This window comes from Actinokineospora xionganensis, from assembly GCF_014323725.1.
Lineage (GTDB): Bacteria > Actinomycetota > Actinomycetes > Mycobacteriales > Pseudonocardiaceae > Actinokineospora > Actinokineospora xionganensis.
On record NZ_JABVED010000003.1, the window covers coordinates 138,825 to 157,330 of the forward strand.

Annotated in this window: 17 protein-coding genes, 2 tRNA genes and 1 other RNA gene; 14 read left to right on the forward strand and 6 right to left on the reverse strand. The window is 71.5% G+C overall.

Going from position 1 to position 18,506, the window contains the following annotated elements:
* Nucleotides 1-76 precede the first annotated feature (76 nt).
* The 3 genes from GPZ80_RS06920 to GPZ80_RS06930 all read left to right on the forward strand — a co-directional run bounded on the left by GPZ80_RS06920 (nt 77) and on the right by GPZ80_RS06930 (nt 2,276).
* On the forward strand, nt 77-1,234 hold the full coding sequence (locus GPZ80_RS06920; RefSeq protein WP_187219249.1) for a thioester domain-containing protein: 1,158 nt from the start codon (nt 77-79) through the stop codon (nt 1,232-1,234).
* Nucleotides 1,235-1,422: 188 nt separating this feature from the next.
* Nucleotides 1,423-1,641 (forward strand): antitoxin, encoded by a 219-nt coding sequence (locus tag GPZ80_RS06925; RefSeq protein WP_187219251.1) that lies wholly within the window; start codon nt 1,423-1,425, stop codon nt 1,639-1,641.
* 74 nt (nt 1,642-1,715) lie between these two features.
* Nucleotides 1,716-2,276: a putative glycolipid-binding domain-containing protein gene (locus GPZ80_RS06930; RefSeq protein ID WP_187219253.1), complete on the forward strand. Its 561-nt coding sequence runs from the start codon at nt 1,716-1,718 to the stop codon at nt 2,274-2,276.
* Here GPZ80_RS06930 and GPZ80_RS06935 read toward each other — a convergent pair.
* From GPZ80_RS06935 to GPZ80_RS06945, 3 genes are read right to left on the reverse strand one after another with little or no spacing between them, the layout of a single operon-like run.
* On the reverse strand, nt 2,273-4,228 hold the full coding sequence (locus GPZ80_RS06935; RefSeq protein WP_187219255.1) for a fibronectin type III domain-containing protein: 1,956 nt from the start codon (nt 4,226-4,228) through the stop codon (nt 2,273-2,275). The genes GPZ80_RS06930 and GPZ80_RS06935 overlap by 4 nt on opposite strands.
* Before the next feature lie 57 nt (nt 4,229-4,285).
* The gene (locus GPZ80_RS06940; RefSeq protein WP_187219257.1) at nt 4,286-5,257 is read right to left on the reverse strand and encodes a prephenate dehydrogenase; all 972 of its coding nucleotides are present in this window, start codon (nt 5,255-5,257) and stop codon (nt 4,286-4,288) included.
* A gap of 40 nt (nt 5,258-5,297) precedes the next feature.
* Complete coding sequence (locus GPZ80_RS06945) at nt 5,298-6,506, reverse strand: M20 metallopeptidase family protein (RefSeq protein ID WP_187219766.1); 1,209 nt, start codon at nt 6,504-6,506, stop codon at nt 5,298-5,300.
* An 83-nt stretch (nt 6,507-6,589) separates the two neighbouring features.
* On the opposite strand from GPZ80_RS06945, the gene GPZ80_RS32485 reads away from it, so the two are divergent.
* The 4 genes from GPZ80_RS32485 (at nt 6,590) to GPZ80_RS06965 (ending at nt 8,030) form a co-directional block, all read left to right on the forward strand.
* Nucleotides 6,590-7,075 (forward strand): tRNA adenosine deaminase-associated protein, encoded by a 486-nt coding sequence (locus GPZ80_RS32485; RefSeq protein WP_187219259.1) that lies wholly within the window; start codon nt 6,590-6,592, stop codon nt 7,073-7,075.
* Nucleotides 7,072-7,527: a nucleoside deaminase gene (locus GPZ80_RS06955; RefSeq protein ID WP_187219261.1), complete on the forward strand. Its 456-nt coding sequence runs from the start codon at nt 7,072-7,074 to the stop codon at nt 7,525-7,527. The genes GPZ80_RS32485 and GPZ80_RS06955 overlap by 4 nt, the downstream gene beginning before the upstream one ends.
* A gap of 93 nt (nt 7,528-7,620) precedes the next feature.
* Nucleotides 7,621-7,833, forward strand: coding sequence for a CsbD family protein (locus tag GPZ80_RS06960; protein ID WP_187219263.1), 213 nt, complete (start codon nt 7,621-7,623; stop codon nt 7,831-7,833).
* Nucleotides 7,834-7,939: 106 nt separating this feature from the next.
* A tRNA-Ser gene (locus tag GPZ80_RS06965) sits at nt 7,940-8,030 on the forward strand.
* Between the two features lie 50 nt (nt 8,031-8,080).
* Here the strand turns inward: GPZ80_RS06965 and GPZ80_RS06970 are convergent.
* On the reverse strand, nt 8,081-8,344 hold the full coding sequence (locus tag GPZ80_RS06970; protein ID WP_187219265.1) for a YrhB domain-containing protein: 264 nt from the start codon (nt 8,342-8,344) through the stop codon (nt 8,081-8,083).
* A 135-nt stretch (nt 8,345-8,479) separates the two neighbouring features.
* On the opposite strand from GPZ80_RS06970, the gene GPZ80_RS06975 reads away from it, so the two are divergent.
* From GPZ80_RS06975 to GPZ80_RS32490, 4 genes are all read left to right on the forward strand, one after another.
* On the forward strand, nt 8,480-10,888 hold the full coding sequence (locus tag GPZ80_RS06975) for a DUF8508 domain-containing protein (RefSeq protein WP_312880171.1): 2,409 nt from the start codon (nt 8,480-8,482) through the stop codon (nt 10,886-10,888).
* Nucleotides 10,889-10,976: 88 nt separating this feature from the next.
* Nucleotides 10,977-12,404, forward strand: coding sequence for an aminopeptidase P family protein (locus GPZ80_RS06980; protein WP_187219268.1), 1,428 nt, complete (start codon nt 10,977-10,979; stop codon nt 12,402-12,404).
* Between the two features lie 36 nt (nt 12,405-12,440).
* Complete coding sequence (locus tag GPZ80_RS06985; RefSeq protein WP_187219816.1) at nt 12,441-12,596, forward strand: hypothetical protein; 156 nt, start codon at nt 12,441-12,443, stop codon at nt 12,594-12,596.
* A 72-nt stretch (nt 12,597-12,668) separates the two neighbouring features.
* Nucleotides 12,669-13,841, forward strand: a complete 1,173-nt coding sequence (locus GPZ80_RS32490; RefSeq protein ID WP_187219270.1) for a DUF2786 domain-containing protein — start codon at nt 12,669-12,671, stop codon at nt 13,839-13,841.
* Nucleotides 13,842-14,112: 271 nt separating this feature from the next.
* Here GPZ80_RS32490 and GPZ80_RS33295 read toward each other — a convergent pair whose 3' ends face one another.
* Nucleotides 14,113-14,655 carry a LysM peptidoglycan-binding domain-containing protein gene (locus GPZ80_RS33295; protein WP_312880172.1) on the reverse strand — a complete coding sequence of 181 codons (543 nt, stop codon included), beginning with the start codon at nt 14,653-14,655 and terminating at the stop codon, nt 14,113-14,115.
* A 296-nt stretch (nt 14,656-14,951) separates the two neighbouring features.
* On the opposite strand from GPZ80_RS33295, the gene GPZ80_RS07000 reads away from it, so the two are divergent.
* Together GPZ80_RS07000 and ffs are read left to right on the forward strand one after the other, a co-directional pair.
* A tRNA-Ser gene (locus GPZ80_RS07000) sits at nt 14,952-15,038 on the forward strand.
* A 103-nt stretch (nt 15,039-15,141) separates the two neighbouring features.
* Nucleotides 15,142-15,236, forward strand: an RNA gene (gene ffs / locus GPZ80_RS07005) — signal recognition particle sRNA small type.
* 10 nt (nt 15,237-15,246) lie between these two features.
* Here ffs and GPZ80_RS07010 read toward each other — a convergent pair.
* Nucleotides 15,247-16,239: an LLM class flavin-dependent oxidoreductase gene (locus GPZ80_RS07010; RefSeq protein WP_312880173.1), complete on the reverse strand. Its 993-nt coding sequence runs from the start codon at nt 16,237-16,239 to the stop codon at nt 15,247-15,249.
* Nucleotides 16,240-16,316: 77 nt separating this feature from the next.
* Between GPZ80_RS07010 and GPZ80_RS07015 the strand changes: the two genes are divergently transcribed.
* The gene (locus GPZ80_RS07015; protein WP_187219274.1) at nt 16,317-18,500 is read left to right on the forward strand and encodes a DNA polymerase III subunit gamma and tau; all 2,184 of its coding nucleotides are present in this window, start codon (nt 16,317-16,319) and stop codon (nt 18,498-18,500) included.
* Nucleotides 18,501-18,506 lie beyond the last annotated feature (6 nt).

Sequence of the window (18,506 nt, forward strand, 5' to 3'; positions counted from 1 at the left end):
GCCGCGGCGGGCATTGCGCATCCACGCCGCATCCATCGTTTGCAGGATCGTCGTCGGATCTGATCAAGGAGACTCCATGGGAACTCGCTTCCCGATGCGCCGCGCCGGCGCCGTGCTGGCCGTGGCCTCGGCCGCCCTGATGCTCGCCGCGGTGCCCGCCTCGGCCGCCGACCCCGTCAAGGGCAGGTGGCTGGAGAACGAGGGCACGCGAGGCGTCGGCGTGCGCGTCAGCCCCACCTGGGTGACCGAGCCCGTGCTGTCGAAGTTCCAACTGTCCGATGGCACGAAGCTCGATGTGTACTGCGTGGAGATCCATGTCCGGGCCAAGGGTGACCGCGACATGGTCGAGGTGCCCTGGGACAAGCACCCCAAGGACACGTTCCACAAGAACAGCGGGAAGATCAACTGGGTCCTGCACAACAGCGTCCCGCGCAAGGACCTGAAGGATCTGCAGGCGCTTCCCGGTCTCACGGACCTCGACGAGGCGGAAGCGATCGGGGCTACCCAGGCCGCGATCTGGCACTTCAGCGACGGCATCAACGTCGTCGAGTCCGACCCGACCCCGCACAAGCCGGAGGCGGCGAAAGACGTCCTCGCGCTGTACAAGCACCTGGTCGGCTCCGCCACCGACATCGCGCCCAAGCCCGCGCCGGAGCTGAAGATCAGCCCCGAGAGCGCGAAGGGCGCGGCGGGCGAACTGATCGGACCGTTCAAGGTCACGACCAACGGCCCGGTCGCCGAGATCGTGGAGTCGCTGCCCGAGGGTGTCGCGATCACCGACAAGGACGGCAAGGAGATCGCCGCCAAGGACATCAAGGACGGCGCCGAGCTGTTCCTGAAGGTTCCGGCGGACGCGAAGGCCGGTGACGGCTCGTTCGTCCTCAAGGGCATGTCGCAGGTCGAGATCGGCAGGCTCTTCATGGTGGAGGGCTACGCGAAGGACCCAGCGCAGTCGCTGATCGTCGCCGACTCGTCGGAGCTGAAGGTCGAGGCCGCCGCCAAGGGTGACTGGAAGGCCGCGCCGGTCACCACGACCACGCCGACCACCAGCCCCGAGACGACCACCCCGGCCCCGACGACCCCGGCGCCGACCACGACCCCCGCCCCGACCCCGCAGGGCTCCGACCTGCCGGACACCGGTGCGTCGATCCTGGTCCCCGCCCTCGTGGGCCTCGGCCTCGTCGGCGCGGGCGCGGGCGCGCTGATCTACCAGCGCCGCCGCCGCTCCGCCTGAAGTTGAGCTGAGTGAGGCCCCGCCGGACCAGTCCGGCGGGGCCTCACCCATGTGCGCGCCGGGTCGCGAACTGCGCCGAAATGAGTAAGTTGAGCCACGCGGAGCAGCTTCCGCAGTGGGATGGCAAGACTTGGTTGGGTACCCTGCACGGGTGCGCGCCCGAGTCGGGGAGTGCGTGAGGAGCACTGATGGGTATCGACTTCAACGAGCTCAAGAACAAGGCCGCTGGTCTTGTCGAGGAGCACGGGGACAAGATCGAGCAGGGTGTCGAGAAGGCGGGCGAGTTCGCCAAGAGCAAGTTCACCGGCCACGACGAGAAGATCGACGGTGTCGTGAACAAGGTTCAGGACATGATCCCGGACAAGCCCGGCGCCACCCCTGAAGCCCCCGAGGGCAACCAGGCGTGAGCTTAGACAAGCAGCGTGACGAGCGGGCCCTTCCTCAGGGAGGGGCCCGCTCCGCTGCTGCGCGAAAACCCTCGATGGTCACCTGGCAGTGCGACAGCCCGCCCCGGCTGGAGTCGGTTCGGCTGCTGGTCAGCGATAGCAGGCTGCGCGCTTCCGGCCGGATCATCGCGGCGGCCGACGAGAGGTCGGAGGCGTTCAGCGCGTCGTTCGAGGCCTCCGTCGAAGGCGACACCGCGGGCAGGCTGCTGCTGCGGACCACGACGTCGGAGGACGAGCGCCAGATCTCGCTCAGCCGCACCGAGGACGGTGTCTGGCTGGTCGACCGCGACGGGGTGTCCCGGCGCGACGAGTTCGACGGGTCCGTGACGGTCGCCGTCGCGGGCGCGATCACGTTTCACACGCTGCCGATCCGCAGGCTGGGGCTGCACCGGGTCGCGGGCGAGGCCGAGCTCCCGGTCGTGTTCGTCGCCCTGCCGGACCTCGCGGTGAGCCTGGTCCGCGCGACCTACCGGACCGTGTCCATCACCGAGGGCGGCGCGACGATCGAGTTCACCGGCGCCGGGACCACCAGCACGCTGGTCGTCGACGCGGACGGCGTCGTCATCGATCACGCAGGCGTGGGCCGCCGGGTCTAGACCCGGAACGGCGCGTAGGCCACGGCGAACGCCGCGCGCGGGTCCACCCCGATCGCCTTGATCTCGATCATGTGCTCGCCCGCGGACATCCCCGTCGTGTCCACCGCCAGCCGCCACACCCCGGCGGCGCCCGGCCCGTCCGCGACGGTGGGGATGCCCGCGATCCGCTGGTCGTCCAGCCGGATCTCGATCCCGGCAAGGCCTGCCAGTTCGCCGCCGAGCCGCTGCCCACCGGGGCCGTCGGCCGTCACCTCCAGGACCATCCGCCCGCGCGGGACCACCGTGTCCCGGCCGATCACCCGCCCGGCCGCGTCGAGGAACCGCGCGCTGGGCTGAGCGAGCCCGAGCCGGGTCAGAGCGAGCGGGACGTCGGTCCCGGACCCGCTGCGCGCCGACACCGCACCCGGCGGGGCGGTCAGCTCCATCGACGCGCTGACCACCCTGGCCGCGCCCTCACCACGCCGGACCGGGCCACGCACCCGGACTGGGAGCGTCTTGCCGTCACCGCGCAGGACGAGCGCGTCGGGCGGCAGATCGGCGACGATTGGATACCGGACCCCGCGCGCGGGGGTCTGACCGGTGACCGCGGGCCGCGCCGGGAACTCTCGGCCGCCGACCTCGACGGTGAACTGGTCGTCCGCCGGGGCGCGGTTCGTGGGCACGAGTGTGACCCGGAGCTGTCCGCCGATAGCGCCTTGGACGCGCGCTCCGCCCGACGGGGTCACGAGGCCGGACCCCGCTTCGATGACCGACCTCCCGGTGTCCAGCACCGGTGGCACCACCAAGACCGGGACCGCGGTCGGCGCCCCGACGAACCCGACCAGGTCGACGGCGGCGTGCAGCCCCGTCGGGCCGCCGGCGAACCCGACCAGGACCGTGGCTTCCCGCCACGCCGGGACGGCGTCGCTTGCCGCGACGACCTTGCCGTCACGCACGAGCCGGACACCGTCGGTGCGGACCACGATTTCCCAGCGGACGCTGACGCCGATCTCGGCGGGAGCCATCGGGTTCAGGTCGGCGGTGACGCCACTGCGAGTCATACCGGGGGCCGCCCGGATCTCGGCCATGGCGGTGGCTTCGCCGGTGACTCGAACGCGGATCGTGTCCGGGGGCAGTGCCGGGTCCTCATGGGAGAGGGCGGTCGGACCACCGACGAGGTCGGCCGGGCCGGGGACCAGGTCGATCGTCAGCTCGCCTGCCTGCCCGGGGTGGTCGGTCTCCACGACGACGCGCCCCAGCTCGCCGTCGACCGCGTTCTCGTGGAGTTTGAATGGGGCGCGTGGGCGCAGGACCAGCGGCTCGGTGCCGCACTGGCCGCTGATCACCATGCGCTTGCCGTCGTCGCCCTCGCCCCGCGTGGCGCGGCCGCAGTCCGAGGTCCCGCTCAGCCGCCAGCGCTGCGGCTCGGGGACGACCCGGGAGCTGAAGCGGTCGTAGAAGGACCAGGCGGGTTCGTTCTCCGGGGCCCGCGGCGTCCCGCTGATGATGGCCGGGAGCGAGCGCCCGCCGAACGAATCGATGGTGCGGACCTCGATTTGGTAGGGCGTGCCGTTTTCGAGCGCGTCGAGCTGGGCGACGGGCTGCGAGAGGAGGCGGACGTTGTCGATGGTGTCGCCGCGCCCCCAGCGGATCTCATATCCCGCCGCCCCGTCGGGCTCCGGCTTCCCGGTGCGGTCGGGTCCCCACGCGACAAGCAGCCGCTGCGGACCCGATATGACGCTGAGTCCCGCGGGCTGCGTGGGCGGATTGCCGGGCGCGGGAAGGACAATGCCGTCCGCGGCGAACTCCTTGACCGTCGTCTGCGGGGGTGGCACGGGACGTGGACCCGAATCGACCGGCTCCGGTGTGCGCAGGAGCGCGATGGCCGCGCCGATCACCGCCAGGCCGCCCGCGACTATCGCGACCCGGTGCGGTGTGCGGCGGCTGGGTAAGGCGGGTTCGTCGAGATCCACCCGGTCAACGTATGGCTGTTCAGCCCGCGGCTCGGCTTTCGTTGCCGAGCCGATATCTCAGTCCGCGGGTATTTCCGCGATCGCCAGGTCGCCCTCGAACGCCACCACCCGGCCGCCCTGGGCGCCGACCGACTGCAGTTCGTCGATCACGTCCCGGTCGGTGAGATCGACGATGACCCGGGTGGTGCCCGCGGCCCGTAGTTCGGCCAGCCTCGCGCGGCCGCTGTGACCGGCGCGGATGGTGGCGCCCAGCGACCCGGTGGAGGCCAGCGCTCCCCGCGCGGCGCCAAGCTTGCCGAGGGCGTCGTCGACCGCGCCCAACAGTGCGGGCCGGTTTCCCTCGCACATGGCGAGGACCAGCTCCGGGCGCGACCCCATCACCCGGGTGCCGTCGCCGAAGGACCCGGCGGCGAGCGCGAGCGCCAGCGGGCCGCCGTCGGCGCCGCACGAGGCGAGGACCGCGGCCAGCACGTGCGGCAGGTGCGAGATCCGGGCGACGGCCGCGTCGTGCTCGTCGGCGGTGACCGGGACGACGTGCGCGCCGCAGTCGATGGCGAGGTCGGCCGCCGCCCGCCAGGCCGCCACCTCGGTGTCGTCATCGGCGACGACGACCCACGCGGCGCCGCGGAACAGGTCGGTCGAACTCGCCGACCATCCCGACGCGGACGTCCCGGCCATCGGGTGCCCGCCCGCGAACCGGGCTTCCGGCGCGTGCCGGGCGACCGCGTCGGCAACCGGTCCCTTGACGCTGACGACGTCGGTGAGCAGGCAGTGCGGCGCCACGTCGGCGACCTGGCGCAGGACCTGGTCCACGGCGGGCAGCGGGACCGCGAGCACGACCAGCGCGTCCTCGTCGGCCGCCCGCTTGAGGGCGTCGGCGACGGCGGCAACCGTGTAGCCGTCGGCGGCCGCGGCGTCGGAGTCGGCGGCCGAGCCGGTCGCGCCCCACACCGTTCTGCCCGCGGCTGCGGCCGCGCGCAGGACCGAACCGCCGATGAGACCCAACCCGATCACGCACACCGATCGCATCGGGTCATCCTGCCCTAGCCCATGATCCACAGGACACGCCCTACCCCGACAACGCGTCCAGCGCGAAGGCGGCGTACATGGTCACGCCGTGGGTGAGCGCGGCTTCGTCGAAGTGGACCCGGTTGGAGTGGTTGGGCGCGGCGGCGGCCGGTTCGGTGTCGGGCGGGCACCCGCCGAGGAAGGCCATCGCGCCCGGGACCTGCCGCAGGACATAGGAGAAGTCCTCGGCGCCCATCAGCGGGTTGGGCAGGACAGCGGAGTAGCGCGGGCCCAGCGCCTCGGCGGCCAGTTCGACGACGCGGTCGGCCACGTCGGCGTCGTTGACCGTCACCGGGTAGCCCGGCGTCACCGACGCCTCGACTGCGCAGCCGTGCGCGGCGCCGACGTGCTCGCAGACGCGGACGATCTCCTCGATCATCGTCTTGCGGGTCTGGTCGGACAGCGTGCGCAGCGTGCCCTCCAGGAACGCCGTCTCCGGGATGATGTTGGTCGTGGTCCCGGCGGTGATCCGCGCGACCGTGACCACGGCGGGCTCGAACACGCTGACCCGCCTGGTGACCGCCGTCTGCAGCGCTCCGACCATCGCCGCGGCGGCGGGAATCGGGTCGAGCGCGTCCGCGGGCATCGAGGCGTGGCCGCCGCGGCCGGTCACGGTGACATGGAACGAGTCGGCGCCCGCCATGATCGGGCCGGGCCTGCACCGGATCACGCCGGAGAGCTCCTTCGACGTGATGTGCAGGGCGAGCGCCTGCTCGACCGGGGCGCCCGCCACGTCGAGCAGGCCTTCGTCGAGCATGAACCGGGCGCCGTGGTGGCCCTCCTCGCCCGGCTGGAACATGAACACGACCTGGCCCGCGAGGTCGTCGCGGCGGGCATGGAGCAGCCGCGCGGCGGACGCGAGCATCGCGGTGTGCGTGTCGTGGCCGCAGGCGTGCATGGTTCCGGGCTCGGTCGAGGCGTACTCCAGGCCGGTTTCCTCGGTCAGCGGGAGCGCGTCCATATCGCCACGAAGGAGCACGGTGGGACCCGGACGGGCGCCGCGGAGCACCGCGACGACCGAACCGACGGCGTTTCCTTTCACGATCTTGAGGTCAAGACCCTCCAATGCGTGCAACACTGCCGCTTGCGTTTTCGGCAGCAGGAGTCCCTGTTCGGGGTGCTTGTGGAGCTGCCTGCGCAGGGAGACTGTTTTGGGTTGCAGCGCGTGGGCGGCTGGCAAAAGGCCGCTGAACCTCGAGTCGTGCGGCATATTCATCTCTCGATAGTGTCATCGACCCCCAGTTAGGGGGACTGCTTCTTCCGGGTGACCTCTAAGCGGAATACGGTGTGGGCATGTCGGAGCAGGAGCCGGTAACGGGCTTCGGAGTGACGGTCGTCCGAGAGGACGGCAAATGGCGTTGCGATCCGATGGACGCCTCGTCGCTGCGCGAGCTGGACGCGGCTATCACTGAGCTGCGCAAGGCGCGGTCGACCGGCGCCGTGTTCGGCCTCCTGGCCGTCGACGACGAGTTCTTCCTGCTGCTGCGCCCCAGCCCCGGCGGCGTGTCGCTGCTGCTCTCGGACGCCGCGGCCGCGCTGGACTACGACATCGCCGCCGACGCCCTGGACCTGCTGCGGGTCGACCCGCCGGAGGACGAGGACGAGGTCTGGCCCGAGGGTTCGCTCGACATCCTCGCCGACCTGGGCCTGCCCGCCGCCGAGATGCAGGTGATCATCGACGAGATCGACCTGTACCCGGACGAGCAGCTGCAGATGATCGCCCAGCGCCTGGGCTTCGCCGACGAGTACGCGAAGCACCTCGACACCATCCTGCAGTGACTCGCGAAGAAGACCAGGTGCGGGCCGCGATCACCGCGGCCCGCCAGGCAGACGTGTCGGGAGACATCCCTATCGGCGCCGTGGTCTTCGACCCGGACGGCAAGGTCTTGGCCTCGGCGTGCAACGCCCGTGAAGCCCTCGGCGACCCGACAGCGCACGCCGAGATCCTCGCGCTCCGGGCGGCCGCGGCGGCGTTCGGCGACGGTTGGCGGCTCGCGGGATGCACCCTCGCGGTGACGGTGGAGCCGTGCACCATGTGCGCCGGGGCGCTGGTTCTGGCACGTATCGAACGGGTGATTTTCGGGGCCTGGGAACCCAAGACCGGAGCCGTCGGCTCCCTCTGGGACGTCGTGCGCGACCGCAGGCTCACGCACCGTCCGGAGGTCGTGGGCGGTGTACTGGAGGCCGAGTGCGCCGAGTTGCTGGAGGCCTTTTTCGCCTCGCGACGGTGATGTGACTCCCATCACATTCATGTGGGATTAGGCCGAATGCGGGACACCCCTTGACTGAGGGCGGAACAGCCCTCGGACAGGGAGGAATGTCCGATGAGTGTGTTCGACAAGGCCAAGGACAAGGCCGAGCAGGCGCTGGGCCAGGCCAAGGAGAAGCTGGGCCACCACACTGACAACCAGGACCTCGAAGCCTCGGGCAAGGCCGACCAGGCGGAGGGTGGCCTGAAGGAAAAGGCCCACGACCTGCGCGACAAGGCCGGCTCGGCGTTCGAGGACGCCAAGGACAAGCTGCGGGGCAACAACTGACCTCCGCAAGGCTCCGAGTCCGCCGTCGACCCGATCGACGGCGGACTCGTCGCGTTTGAGCCCACCCGCTGACGACGCGCCCACGGCGTTCGGTAATCTCTTTCGCGGTGGCGTGTCCGAGCGGCCGAAGGAGCGCGCCTCGAAAGCGCGTGACGGGTAACCCCCGTCCGTGGGTTCAAATCCCACCGCCACCGCCAGTCAGAACGCCGGTTTTCCCGTCACGGGAGGACCGGCGTTCTGCTGTCCGTTAGAGGTGCCCGATCTGCTCCTCAACCGGACGGCCGGAGGCGGCGAGAAACGCTTCTCGGCCTGACTTCGGCACGACCACGGGCCCGCCGCCCACGATGCTGGCCGATATGTCCCCGTGCACCAAGAACCGCCGCGTGTTGTATCCGAACGACCAGGCGTTCGGGAATTCCGTGCACGAGCAGACGACGAGATCCGGCCAGTCGGGTCGCAGTCGGGCGTCCAACAGCGCTTGTGCGGTCTCGTAGGCGTCCTGCAAGAGCATCACGGTCTCCTCGCGGTCCGAATTTTCAAGGGCCCTTATTCCTCACCCGGTGTGGGGATGATCCGCCCTTGCGGGCCTTTCACTGTTAACCAAACAGGTGAAGGATGCCGGGACCGCAGTGAGGAAGGAACACCCGTGAGAACACCCCGGTTAGTGCTGCTCGGCACCGCCCTGTCGCTCGGTGTCGTCGTCGTGGCCGCTCCGGCAGCCACCGCCGCGCCCAGTGCCGGCGCGATGATCGCCGAGGTCTACGGCGGCGGCGGCAACTCCGGCGCCACGCTGACCAACGACTTCATCGAGCTCGGCAACGCCAGTGCGAACCCCGTCGACCTGACGGGCTGGAGCGTGCAGTACCTGTCCGCCTCCGCGAGCGCGACCACCGCGTGGCAGGTCACCCCGCTGACCGGGGTGCTCGGCGCGAACGGTCGCCATCTCGTCGCCGAAGCGGCGGGAGCCGGTGGAACCGTCGCGCTGCCGCCGCCGAACGCGACCGGGTCCATCCCGATGTCGGCGACCGGCGGCACGGTCGCCCTGGTCAACTCGACGGCCGCGCTGACCTGCAAGACGGCTGCCGACTGCGCTGCCGACGCGCGCATCCGCGACCTGGTCGGCTACGGGGCGGCGGTTGTCCGCGAGACCACCCCCACCCCCGCGACGAGCAACACCACCTCCGCGGCCCGCCCCGCGCTGACCGACACGGACAACAACTCCGCGGACTTCGTGATCGGCGCGCCGACGCCGACCAACGCCGCGGGACAGACGCCCGGCGGCGGCGGTCCCGCGCCGACCCCCGCGAAGATCCACGAGATCCAGGGCGCGGGCCACCTGTCCGCGATGGACGGCGTCAAGGTCAGCACCACCGGCGTCGTGACCGCGGTCCGGCCCTTCGGCTCCTCGCGCGGCTTCTGGCTGCAGGACCCGCAGGCCGACGCGAACCCGGCCACCAGCGAGGGCCTGTTCGTCTTCACCGGCTCGGTCACCCCGAATCTGGCCGTGGGCGACGCCGTCACGGTCGTCGGCACGGTCGACGAGTTCTACCCGGACGCGCCCCCCGCGTCCTCGGTCATGCTCGCCACGACCGAGCTGACCAGCGCCACCTGGACGGTCAACTCCAGCGGCAACCCGCTTCCCGCGGCCGAGATCCTCACCCCGGACACCGTGCCGAACGCCTACGCGCCGAGTCCCGGCGGGAACATCGAGGCCCTGCCGCTGGACCCGGCCGCGTTCGCGCTCGACTTCTACGAGTCCCGCGAGGGCATGCGGGTCCAGGTCGACAACGCCCGTGTGGTCGGCGCGACCACGAGGTTCAACGAGGTGTTCGTGACCACCAAGCCGGACCAGAACCGCTCCGCCCGCGGCGCGACGGTGTACACCGGCTACGACGACCCGAACAGCGGCAGGCTCCAGGTTCTGTCCCTGATCCCGTTCGCGCAGCGGCCCTTCCCGCAGGCGAACGTCGGCGACACGCTGGCAGGCGCGACCGCCGGTCCGGTCGACTTCAGCCGCTTCGGCGGCTACGTCATTCAGGCCACGCGGCTCGGCGACCTGGTCTCCGGCAACCTTCAGCCCGAGGTCACCCGGGCGGAGCGCGGCGGCGAGCTGTCCGTGGCGACCTACAACGTGGAGAACCTCTCCCCGGCCAACCCGCAGGCGAAGTTCGACCGCCTCGCGCGGGCGATCATCACCAACCTGTCGACGCCGGACATCCTGTCCCTGGAGGAGATCCAGGACAACTCGGGCCCGGTGAACAACGGCGTCGTCGCGGCGGACGAGACGCTGCGCAAGTTCAGCGACACCATCGTCGCCCTCGGCGGCCCACGCTACGACTGGCGGCAGATCGACCCGGTCGACGGTCAGGACGGCGGTCAGCCCGGCGGCAACATCCGGGTGGCGTTCCTGTTCAACCCGGACCGTGTGTCCTTTGTGGACAAGCCGGGTGGTGACGCGGTCACCCCGATCGAGGTCACCCAGGGCGAGTTCCGTTTCCAGGCAAAGCTTTCCCTCTCGCCGGGGCGCATCGAGCCGAACAACGAGGCCTGGGCGGACAGCCGCAAGCCGCTCGTCGGCGAGTTCACCTTCCGCGGCAAGCCGGTGGTCGTGGTGACCAACCACTTCAGCTCCAAGGGCGGCGACCAGCCGCTGTTCGGCCGCAACCAGCCGCCCAACCGGACCTCCGAGGTTCAGCGGCTCAAGCAGGCCGAGCTGGTCAACGCCTTCGCGCGGAAGATCACCGACATCGATCCGTTCGCGAACGTGGTGGTGCTGGGCGACATCAACGACTTCCAGTTCTCCCCGGTGATGGCGAAGCTGACCGAGGGTGGCGTGCTGCGGGCGCTGATCGACGAACTGCCTGAGACGGAGCGCTACAGCTACGTCTTCCAGGGCAACGCCCAGGCGCTCGACCACGTCACGGTGAGCCCGTTCATCTTCCGGACGGACTACGACATCGTGCACATCAACGCCGAGTTCGCCGACCAGGCGAGCGACCACGACCCGCAGGTCGTGCGGTTCCACCCGACCAGCATCCCCTGGCCGACCAGCTAGCAGCACGACCACAGCGGGCCCGCGTCACGGTGACGCGGGCCCGCTGTGCTTTGGTGGTCTTAAAGCGACAAGCAGAGAAGGTGAGCAGATGAGCGACCGCCCGGCTCGGCGTGATCCGTCGAAGTTGGTGGAAGCCGCAGGTTTCCGTGACTACGTCCGCGACGACTGGGGTCCGGCCGACCGTCGGGTCCGCGTGGTCCCCGGCGCGGCCGAGGCCGCCGCCGCGCACCGCGCACGGCTTTCCGCCGCGTTCCCCGGCAAGCGCATCGCCGTGGGCGCGGGTCGCGCGCCCGTGCGATCCAACGACACGGACTACGAGTTCCGCGCCGACAGCGACTTCGCCTGGCTCACCGGTTGCTACGCCGAGGGCGCCGTGCTCGTCATGCACCCGGTCGGCGACGGCCACGACGCCGTCCTGCACCTGCGCGAACCAGCCGGACCGGCCGAGGCGGACTTCTTCGCCAACGCCCGCGACGGCGAGCTGTGGATCGGCGCCGCACCCGGGCTCGCCGAGTGGGCCGAGGCCCTCGGGGTCGCGTGCCGTCCGCTGGAGGAGCTGCCCAAGGTCCTGCGCGGGCAACTGCCCGAGGTGTTGGCCGCCAAGGGCGTGGAGCCACTGCTCGACGCGCTGGTCGGCGCGCACAGCTCCGAGCTGCGCACCACCCTCGCCGAGCTGCGCCGGATCAAGGACGACTGGGAGATCGGGCAGCTCCAGGCCGCCGTCGACGCCACCGTGCTCGGCTTCGCCGACGTCGCCCGCGAACTCCCCGAAGCCGTGCGCGGCGGCGGTGAGCGCTGGCTGCAGGGCACCTTCGACCGGCGCGCCCGCACCCTGGGCAACGGTCCCGGCTACGCCTCGATCGTGGCCGCGGGCGAGCACGCGCCGGTCCTGCACTGGACCCGCTGCGACGGCCCGGTCGCCGAGGACGGCGTGCTGCTGCTCGACGCGGGCGTCGAGATGGGCACGCTCTACACCGCCGACGTGACCCGGACGTTCCCCGTGTCCGGCGAATTCAGCGACGCCCAGGCGCGGGTTTACGACTTGGTCTACGAAGCGCACCTCGCGGCGATGGCCGAGGTCCGCCCGGGTCGCGAGTACAAGGCCTTCCACGACGCCGCGATGCGGGTGCTCGCCGAGGGCCTGCACGACTGGGGCCTGCTTCCCGGGTCGGTTGACAAGTCGCTCGACCCGCGGGGGCAGCACCACCGCCGCTACATCGTGTGCGGCGTCGGGCACATGCTCGGCCTCGACGTGCACGATTGCGCGCGCGCGAGCGCCGAGTCGTACCACGAAGGGGTGCTCGAACCGGGCATGGCGCTGACCGTCGAGCCCGGCCTGTATTTCCACCCGAACGACCTCACCGTGCCGCCTGAGCTGCGCGGAATCGGTGTGCGGATCGAGGACGACCTGATCGTCACCGCCACCGGTAACCAGGTCATCTCCGACGCGCTGCCCATCACCCGTGTCGGGATAGCCGAGTGGGTGCGGGCTCGCGCAGGTAGCCTCGGCTCCTAAGTGGAGTGCACAGTCAGGGGAGCGAAGGAGGGCGTCGTGTCGAACACGGACCACGACACTCGTACGGAGAACGAGGTCAAGGCAGGCAAGCACGCCGCCCCGGAGGGAGCCGAGCGGCACCCGCTGATCGACCTGTCCAGGGACCCGAACCCGGGCCGCGCGGATCACGCCGCACCGGACGACGAAGCCTGATCTACCAGGCGAAACGCAGGTCATCCCGCGGGATGGCCTGCGTTTGTCGTACCGGGGGTGCACCATGGCCCCATGCGAACACATGATCGAGAGACCCGGGGGTCGGTCGCGGTGCTCGCGGCCCGGCTGACCGAGGCCGCCGCGGTGCGGTCGCGGGGTGCGCCCCGGGCCGTCTCGGCTTATGTCCGCGACGTGGCGGCGCACGGGCCGGAGCAGGCAGGCGCCGCCGCTGCGTCCGCCCTGGGGCACACGGTCGAGCTGCTCTGGCAGCGCGGCTGGCTGCCCGCCGACGTCGTCGCGGCCACACCGCGCTCGCTGTCCACCCTCGTGGTCGATGTGGTCGCGGCGCAGACCGCCCAGTACCGGCAGTTGCATCCGCGCTGGCGGCAGCAACTCGCGGAGATCGGCGCGGAGGTCTGGTGGACCGGCGCGCACCTGCCCAGCTGGGCTGAAAGCAAACGCTTGACCCTGGTTGACGCCCTGTCCAGGGCGGTCGACCTCATCGCCGAGCTGATGGTGCTGCCGCAACTGCCCCACCTGGTCCCCGGGCCGGGGGAGTCCTTCACGCACGAGACCAATCCGACCGGGGTGGACGCCCGGGTGCTGATCCGGGTGCGGGGCCTGCTCGCCAAGGCGGAGTCGACGCCCTATCCCGAGGAGGCGGAGGCGCTCTCGGCCAAGGCCCAGGAGCTGATGGCCCGCTACGCGTTCGAGCAGGCCGTGGTGGAGGGCATCGACGACCGCCCGCAGGACGCCGCCGCCCACCGCTTATGGCTGCAGGCGCCCTACCAGGGGCCGAAGGCGCAACTCGTCGACGTCGTCGCGGGCGCGAACCGGTGCCGGGCGGTGTTCTACCCGAAGCTGGGGTGCGTGGTGCTGGTCGGCCACGAGACCGATGTGGAGATCGTCACCATGCTGTCCCGGTCCCTGCAGGTGCAGGCCGAACACGCCCTGAACGCGTCACCGTCGCGCAGCCGCGCGTACCGGCACTCGTTCCTGGTCGCCTACGCGCACCGAATCCGGGAGCGCCTCGCCCGCGCGGGAGCACAGGCCGCTTCGGGCGACACCCGGCTCGTGCCGGTCCTGGCCAGCCGGGACGCGGCGGTGACGGCCAGATTCGAGGCGATGTTCCCCGGCGTCCGCGTCCGCCGCTCGTCGGTGAGCAGCGCCGACGGCTGGGGCGCGGGCCTGCTGGCCGCCGACCGGGCGGACTTGCACCCGAGCCGCCGCCGGATAGCGGGCTGACCCAGGGGGCATTCCGGTCAGCTTGCTTTACGGCCCAGTCGACGCAATCGCCGCCGCTGTCCCGTGCGGCGTGACCTGCGCGAACGGCAGGAGCACAGGCGGGCCGCCGCTCCTGGACTCGAGGCTGTGCCGCGGGACCGGTGGCGCCCCGATGCCCCGTAGGGCGGTGAGGGCTGCGGCAGGGCTGTCGGAGATGGCGAAACGGGCCCACCGGTCACCCGGTAGGCCCGTCCACAGTGGTCGATCGGCGGGGTGGCCGATCAGTCGCCGCTTACGCGGGGATGGTGAGCACCTGGCCCGGGTGGATCATGTCCGGGTTGTCGACACCGCTGGCCTGCGCGATCTTCATGTACTGGTTCGCGTCGCCGTAGAACTGCTTGGCGATCTTCGACAGCGTGTCGCCCGCCTCGACCGTGTAGGTCTGGGTCGCGGGGGCGGCGGGCGCGGCCTGGGCCTGCGGGGCCGCCTGCGCGGGCTCGGGCTGCGGGGTGTTGCTGGCCCACACGTTGCTGCCGCCCTGGCGGACGCACAGGTTGCCGTCGTTCTCCAGCACCAGGCGGGCGCCGTCCTTGCCGCTGGTCTCGCTGGACCACACGGCCTCGCCGTTTTCCTTGTACAGCACGAAGTTTCCGTCGGCCTGCATGTCGGCCCGGACCGCGCCGGAACCCTTGGCGTTGGCCGACCAGGTGGGCATGCCCTCGGTCGCCAGGACCAGGTTGCCGTCGTCCTGCATCTCCAGGTAGTGCCTGCCGTTGGCGGAGTGAATCTTCTGGCCCACGGCCAGGCTCGAACCAGATTCCAGTGCGTCAGCCACGTGATTTCCTTTGCTCTTCGCTGATAACCGCGACCTGGGGCCGCGGGCCGAGGCTAAGCCCGCGACACCAGGCCCGCGCGTCGGTGGACACGGTGCGCCACGCCCCGGGTTGCGCGCGCTTTCGCTGCGCCGCAACAACTCCTGGTCGCCGTTCACCGGGTCGCCATGGGGCATATTCACCCGACCGGGGGGTTTCCGGTGAACGTCGGGTCCCGACGGCGGCGCGTCGGTCCGGACCTGCGTCCGACCTCCCGTTTTGGGTGGCCAAACCCGCCTGCGGTACCCTCTTGCGCGTTGGAGGATTCGCATAGTGGCCTAGTGCGCACGATTGGAAATCGTGTTGGGTGTAAAAGCCCTCAGGGGTTCAAATCCCCTATCCTCCGCACCGCGAGAGCCGGTCACCAGTGGTGGCCGGCTCTTCGCTTTCCCCTCCCCGGGTGACCAAGGGTGTTCGGCGGGCCGCCGCGGCGGCCCGGTACACTCGTCCATGGACCCCGTGCGGTGTTCATCTCGCGAACCTCCCCAGGGCCGGAAGGCAGCAAGGATAAGCGGGCTCTGGCAGGTGCACGGGGTCCCCTTTTGCCCGGGGTCCTATTCGCGCCCCTTGGCCACCAGCTCGTAGCTGCGGACCCGGTCGGCGTGGTCGTACACATTCGTGGTGATCATCAGCTCGTCGGCGTTGGTCGCCGCGAGCAGGTCGGCGATTCCCTTTCGAACGGTGTCCGGGCCGCCGATGATCTGTGAGTCCAGCCGGTCGTCGATGAACAGCCGGTCCATGTCCGTGTACGGATAGGCCGCGGCCTCGGCGGGTGTCGGCATCCGGCCCGGCGTGCCCTTGCGCAGCTGGAGGAACTGCAGCGCGCCCGGCTGGGCCAGTTCGCGGGCGGTCTCGTCGTCGTCGGCGCAGATCACCGACGCCGCCACCATCGCGTAGGGCTCGGCCAGGGTCGCCGACGGCTGGAACCGCTCGCGGTAGAGCGCCAGCGCGGGCAGTGTGTTCTCCGAGCTGAAGTGGTGGGCGAAGGCGAACGGCAGGCCCAGTAGCCCGGCGACCTGGGCGCTGTACCCGCTGGACCCGAGAAGCCACATCGCGGGCTGGTTGTCCAGCGCGGGCACGGCCGTGATGCCGTTGGAGTCCCGGCCGGTGAAGTAGTTGGACAGCTCGGCGAGTTGCTCGGGGAAGTCGTCGGCCGAGAGCGGACCGGTCGAGCGGCGCAGCGCCCGCGCGGTCACCTGGTCGGTGCCGGGCGCGCGGCCGATGCCCAGGTCGACCCGGCCGGGGTGCAGCGCCTCCAACATGCCGAACTGCTCGGCCACCACGAGCGGAGGGTGGTTGGGCAACATCACACCCCCGGACCCGATCCGCAGCGTCGAGGTGGCCATCGCGATGTGCGCGAGCAGCACGGCGGGTGCGGAGCTCGCGATGCCGGGCATGTTGTGGTGCTCGGCCACCCAGTACCGGTGGTAGCCGAGGCGCTCGGTGCGCCGGGCGAGGTCGAGGCTGTTGCGGAGGGCGGCGGTCTCGGTGGAGTCGCTGGCGACGGGCGCCAGGTCGAGCACGGAGAAGGGGACGTCGGTGGGCACGTCAGGATGCAACGCCGGGGAGCGGCCGGTGCTTCCCGGACGCGGACATGTCGGTCGGGCCGGGTAGGGTCGGGCCCGTGGCGCTTGCCCTTTACCGAAAGTACCGACCGGCGACCTTTGCCGAGGTCGTCGGCCAGGAACACGTCACCGACCCCCTGCGTGTCGCGCTCTCCGCGGGCCGGGTCAACCACGCCTACCTCTTCTCCGGCCCGCGCGGCTGCGGGAAGACGTCCAGCGCGCGCATCCTCGCCCGGTCGCTGAACTGCGAACAGGGCCCGACGGATGAGCCCTGCGGCACCTGCGACTCGTGCGTCGGCCTCGCGCCGAACGGGCCGGGCACGGTCGACGTCGTCGAGCTCGACGCGGCCAGCCACGGCGGTGTCGACGACGCCCGCGAACTGCGCGACCGGGCGTTCTACGCGCCCGCCCAGTCGCGCTACCGCGTCTTCATCGTCGATGAGGCGCACATGGTCACCACCCAGGGCTTCAACGCGCTCCTCAAGATCGTCGAGGAGCCCCCGGAGCACCTGGTCTTCATCTTCGCCACGACCGAGCCGGACAAGGTCCTCGCGACCATCCGCTCCCGCACCCACCACTACCCGTTCCGGCTGATCCCGCCCGGGGCGATGCGCGAGCTGCTCGAACGCAACTGCGCCGCCGAGGGCGCCACCGTCGAACCGGCCGTGTTCCCGCTGGTCATCCGCGCGGGCGGCGGCTCGGCGCGTGACACCCAGTCGGTGCTCGACCAGTTGCTCGCGGGCGCGGGACCCGAAGGCGTCACCTACGAGCGAGCGGTCGCTCTGCTCGGTGTCACCGATGTGGCCCTGATCGACGACATGGTCGACGGCCTCAGCGCGGGCGACGCCGCCGCCGTCTATGGCACGGTCGACCGGCTGGTCGAAGCGGGCCACGACCCCCGGCGTTTCGCCTCCGACCTGCTCGACCGCCTGCGCGACCTGGTCCTGCTGCGCGCGGTGCCGGACGCGGGCGCCCGCGGCCTGGTCAGCGCGCCCGCCGACGAGATCGACCGGATGGTCGGCCAGGCCGAGCGCATCGGCCCCGGCACCCTGACCCGCTACGCCGAGATCGTCCACACAGGACTCGTCGACATGCGCGGCGCCACCGCCCCGCGCCTGCTGCTGGAACTGCTGTGCGCGCGGATGCTGCTGCCCGGCGCGGTGTCGACCGACGCCGCCGCGGACTCCGCGGTGCTGCAGCGGTTGGAGCAGATGGAAAGGCGCGTCGTCGCCGGCGGCAGCGCGCCCGCCGCGGACGCCCCGGCCCGACCGGTGATCACCCGCCCCTCGCAGCGGCAGGCCGACCAGCCCGCCCCGTCCGCCCGACCCGCCGCCGCGGCGGGCGCGACCGGTGCGAGCCCGGCCGCCGCGACCACAGCCGGCGGCACGGCCGCCCCGACCACACCCGGCCGCACGGCGGCTCCGGCAGGCGCGACCACACCCGGCCGTGTCACCGCTCCGGCCGCAGTGGACGAAGCGCGCCCACCCGCACGAACCGCCGCGGGATCGCCGGTCGAGGCAGACCGGCCCGCCCCCGCCGCCAGCAGCGCGAGCGCTCCGGCGCCCGCCCGACCCGACACCGCGCCTTCGCCGAATGCCGGCGCAGCGGCGGACTGGCCGACACCGAGCACCCCAGCGAACGGCGCCGCCCCCCACAGCGGGAGCGCGCCCACCGCCCCGGCGGCCACCCCGTCGGCGCCGGGAGCGTTGGACGCCACCGCCATCCGCCGGGTGTGGTCCGAACTGCTCGGCGCGGTGCGCAAGGCCAGCCGCAGCACCGAAGCCATGCTCACCAACGCGACCGTGCTGTCCGTCGAGGGCAACACGGTGGTCATCGCGCACACCGCCGCCCCCTTGGCGCGCAGGCTGGGTGAGCCGCGCAACGTCGAGGCGATCGCCCAGGCGCTCAACGCCGTTCTCGGTGGCACGTGGCAGGTCCGCTGTGTCCATGCCGAGCCGGGCAGCACCCCGACGAGCGCGGCGCCCGCCCGCCCGTCGGCGCAGCCGCCGCAGCGCACGTACGAGCCGCCCAGCCGAGTGATCAACAACCGGCCACCCGCCGAGGACGTGCCGCCTCCGCCGCCGGAGCCCGAACTGCCGCCGGAGCCGGAAGACGAGGAAGAGCTGATGGCGCAGGCCGCCCACGCCCCGGAACCCGGCGCGGAAGGCTCCCGGCAGGACCCGGAAGAGGCCATGCTCAAGCTGCTCGCCGAGAAGCTGGGCGCCAAACCGCTGAAGTCGTGAACGCGC

Excerpts from the sequence above, each read along its gene's own strand:
- GPZ80_RS06920 (WP_187219249.1), top strand. The coding sequence starts at position 77 with ATGGGAACTCGCTTCCCGATGCGCCGCGCCGGCGCCGTGCTGGCCGTG.
- GPZ80_RS06925 (WP_187219251.1), top strand. The coding sequence starts at position 1,423 with ATGGGTATCGACTTCAACGAGCTCAAGAACAAGGCCGCTGGTCTTGTC.
- GPZ80_RS06930 (WP_187219253.1), top strand. The coding sequence starts at position 1,716 with ATGGTCACCTGGCAGTGCGACAGCCCGCCCCGGCTGGAGTCGGTTCGG.
- GPZ80_RS06940 (WP_187219257.1), bottom strand. The coding sequence starts at position 5,257 with ATGCGATCGGTGTGCGTGATCGGGTTGGGTCTCATCGGCGGTTCGGTC.
- GPZ80_RS06945 (WP_187219766.1), bottom strand. The coding sequence starts at position 6,506 with ATGCCGCACGACTCGAGGTTCAGCGGCCTTTTGCCAGCCGCCCACGCG.
- GPZ80_RS32485 (WP_187219259.1), top strand. The coding sequence starts at position 6,590 with ATGTCGGAGCAGGAGCCGGTAACGGGCTTCGGAGTGACGGTCGTCCGA.
- GPZ80_RS06960 (WP_187219263.1), top strand. The coding sequence starts at position 7,621 with ATGAGTGTGTTCGACAAGGCCAAGGACAAGGCCGAGCAGGCGCTGGGC.
- GPZ80_RS06970 (WP_187219265.1), bottom strand. The coding sequence starts at position 8,344 with ATGCTCTTGCAGGACGCCTACGAGACCGCACAAGCGCTGTTGGACGCC.
- GPZ80_RS06980 (WP_187219268.1), top strand. The coding sequence starts at position 10,977 with ATGAGCGACCGCCCGGCTCGGCGTGATCCGTCGAAGTTGGTGGAAGCC.
- GPZ80_RS32490 (WP_187219270.1), top strand. The coding sequence starts at position 12,669 with ATGCGAACACATGATCGAGAGACCCGGGGGTCGGTCGCGGTGCTCGCG.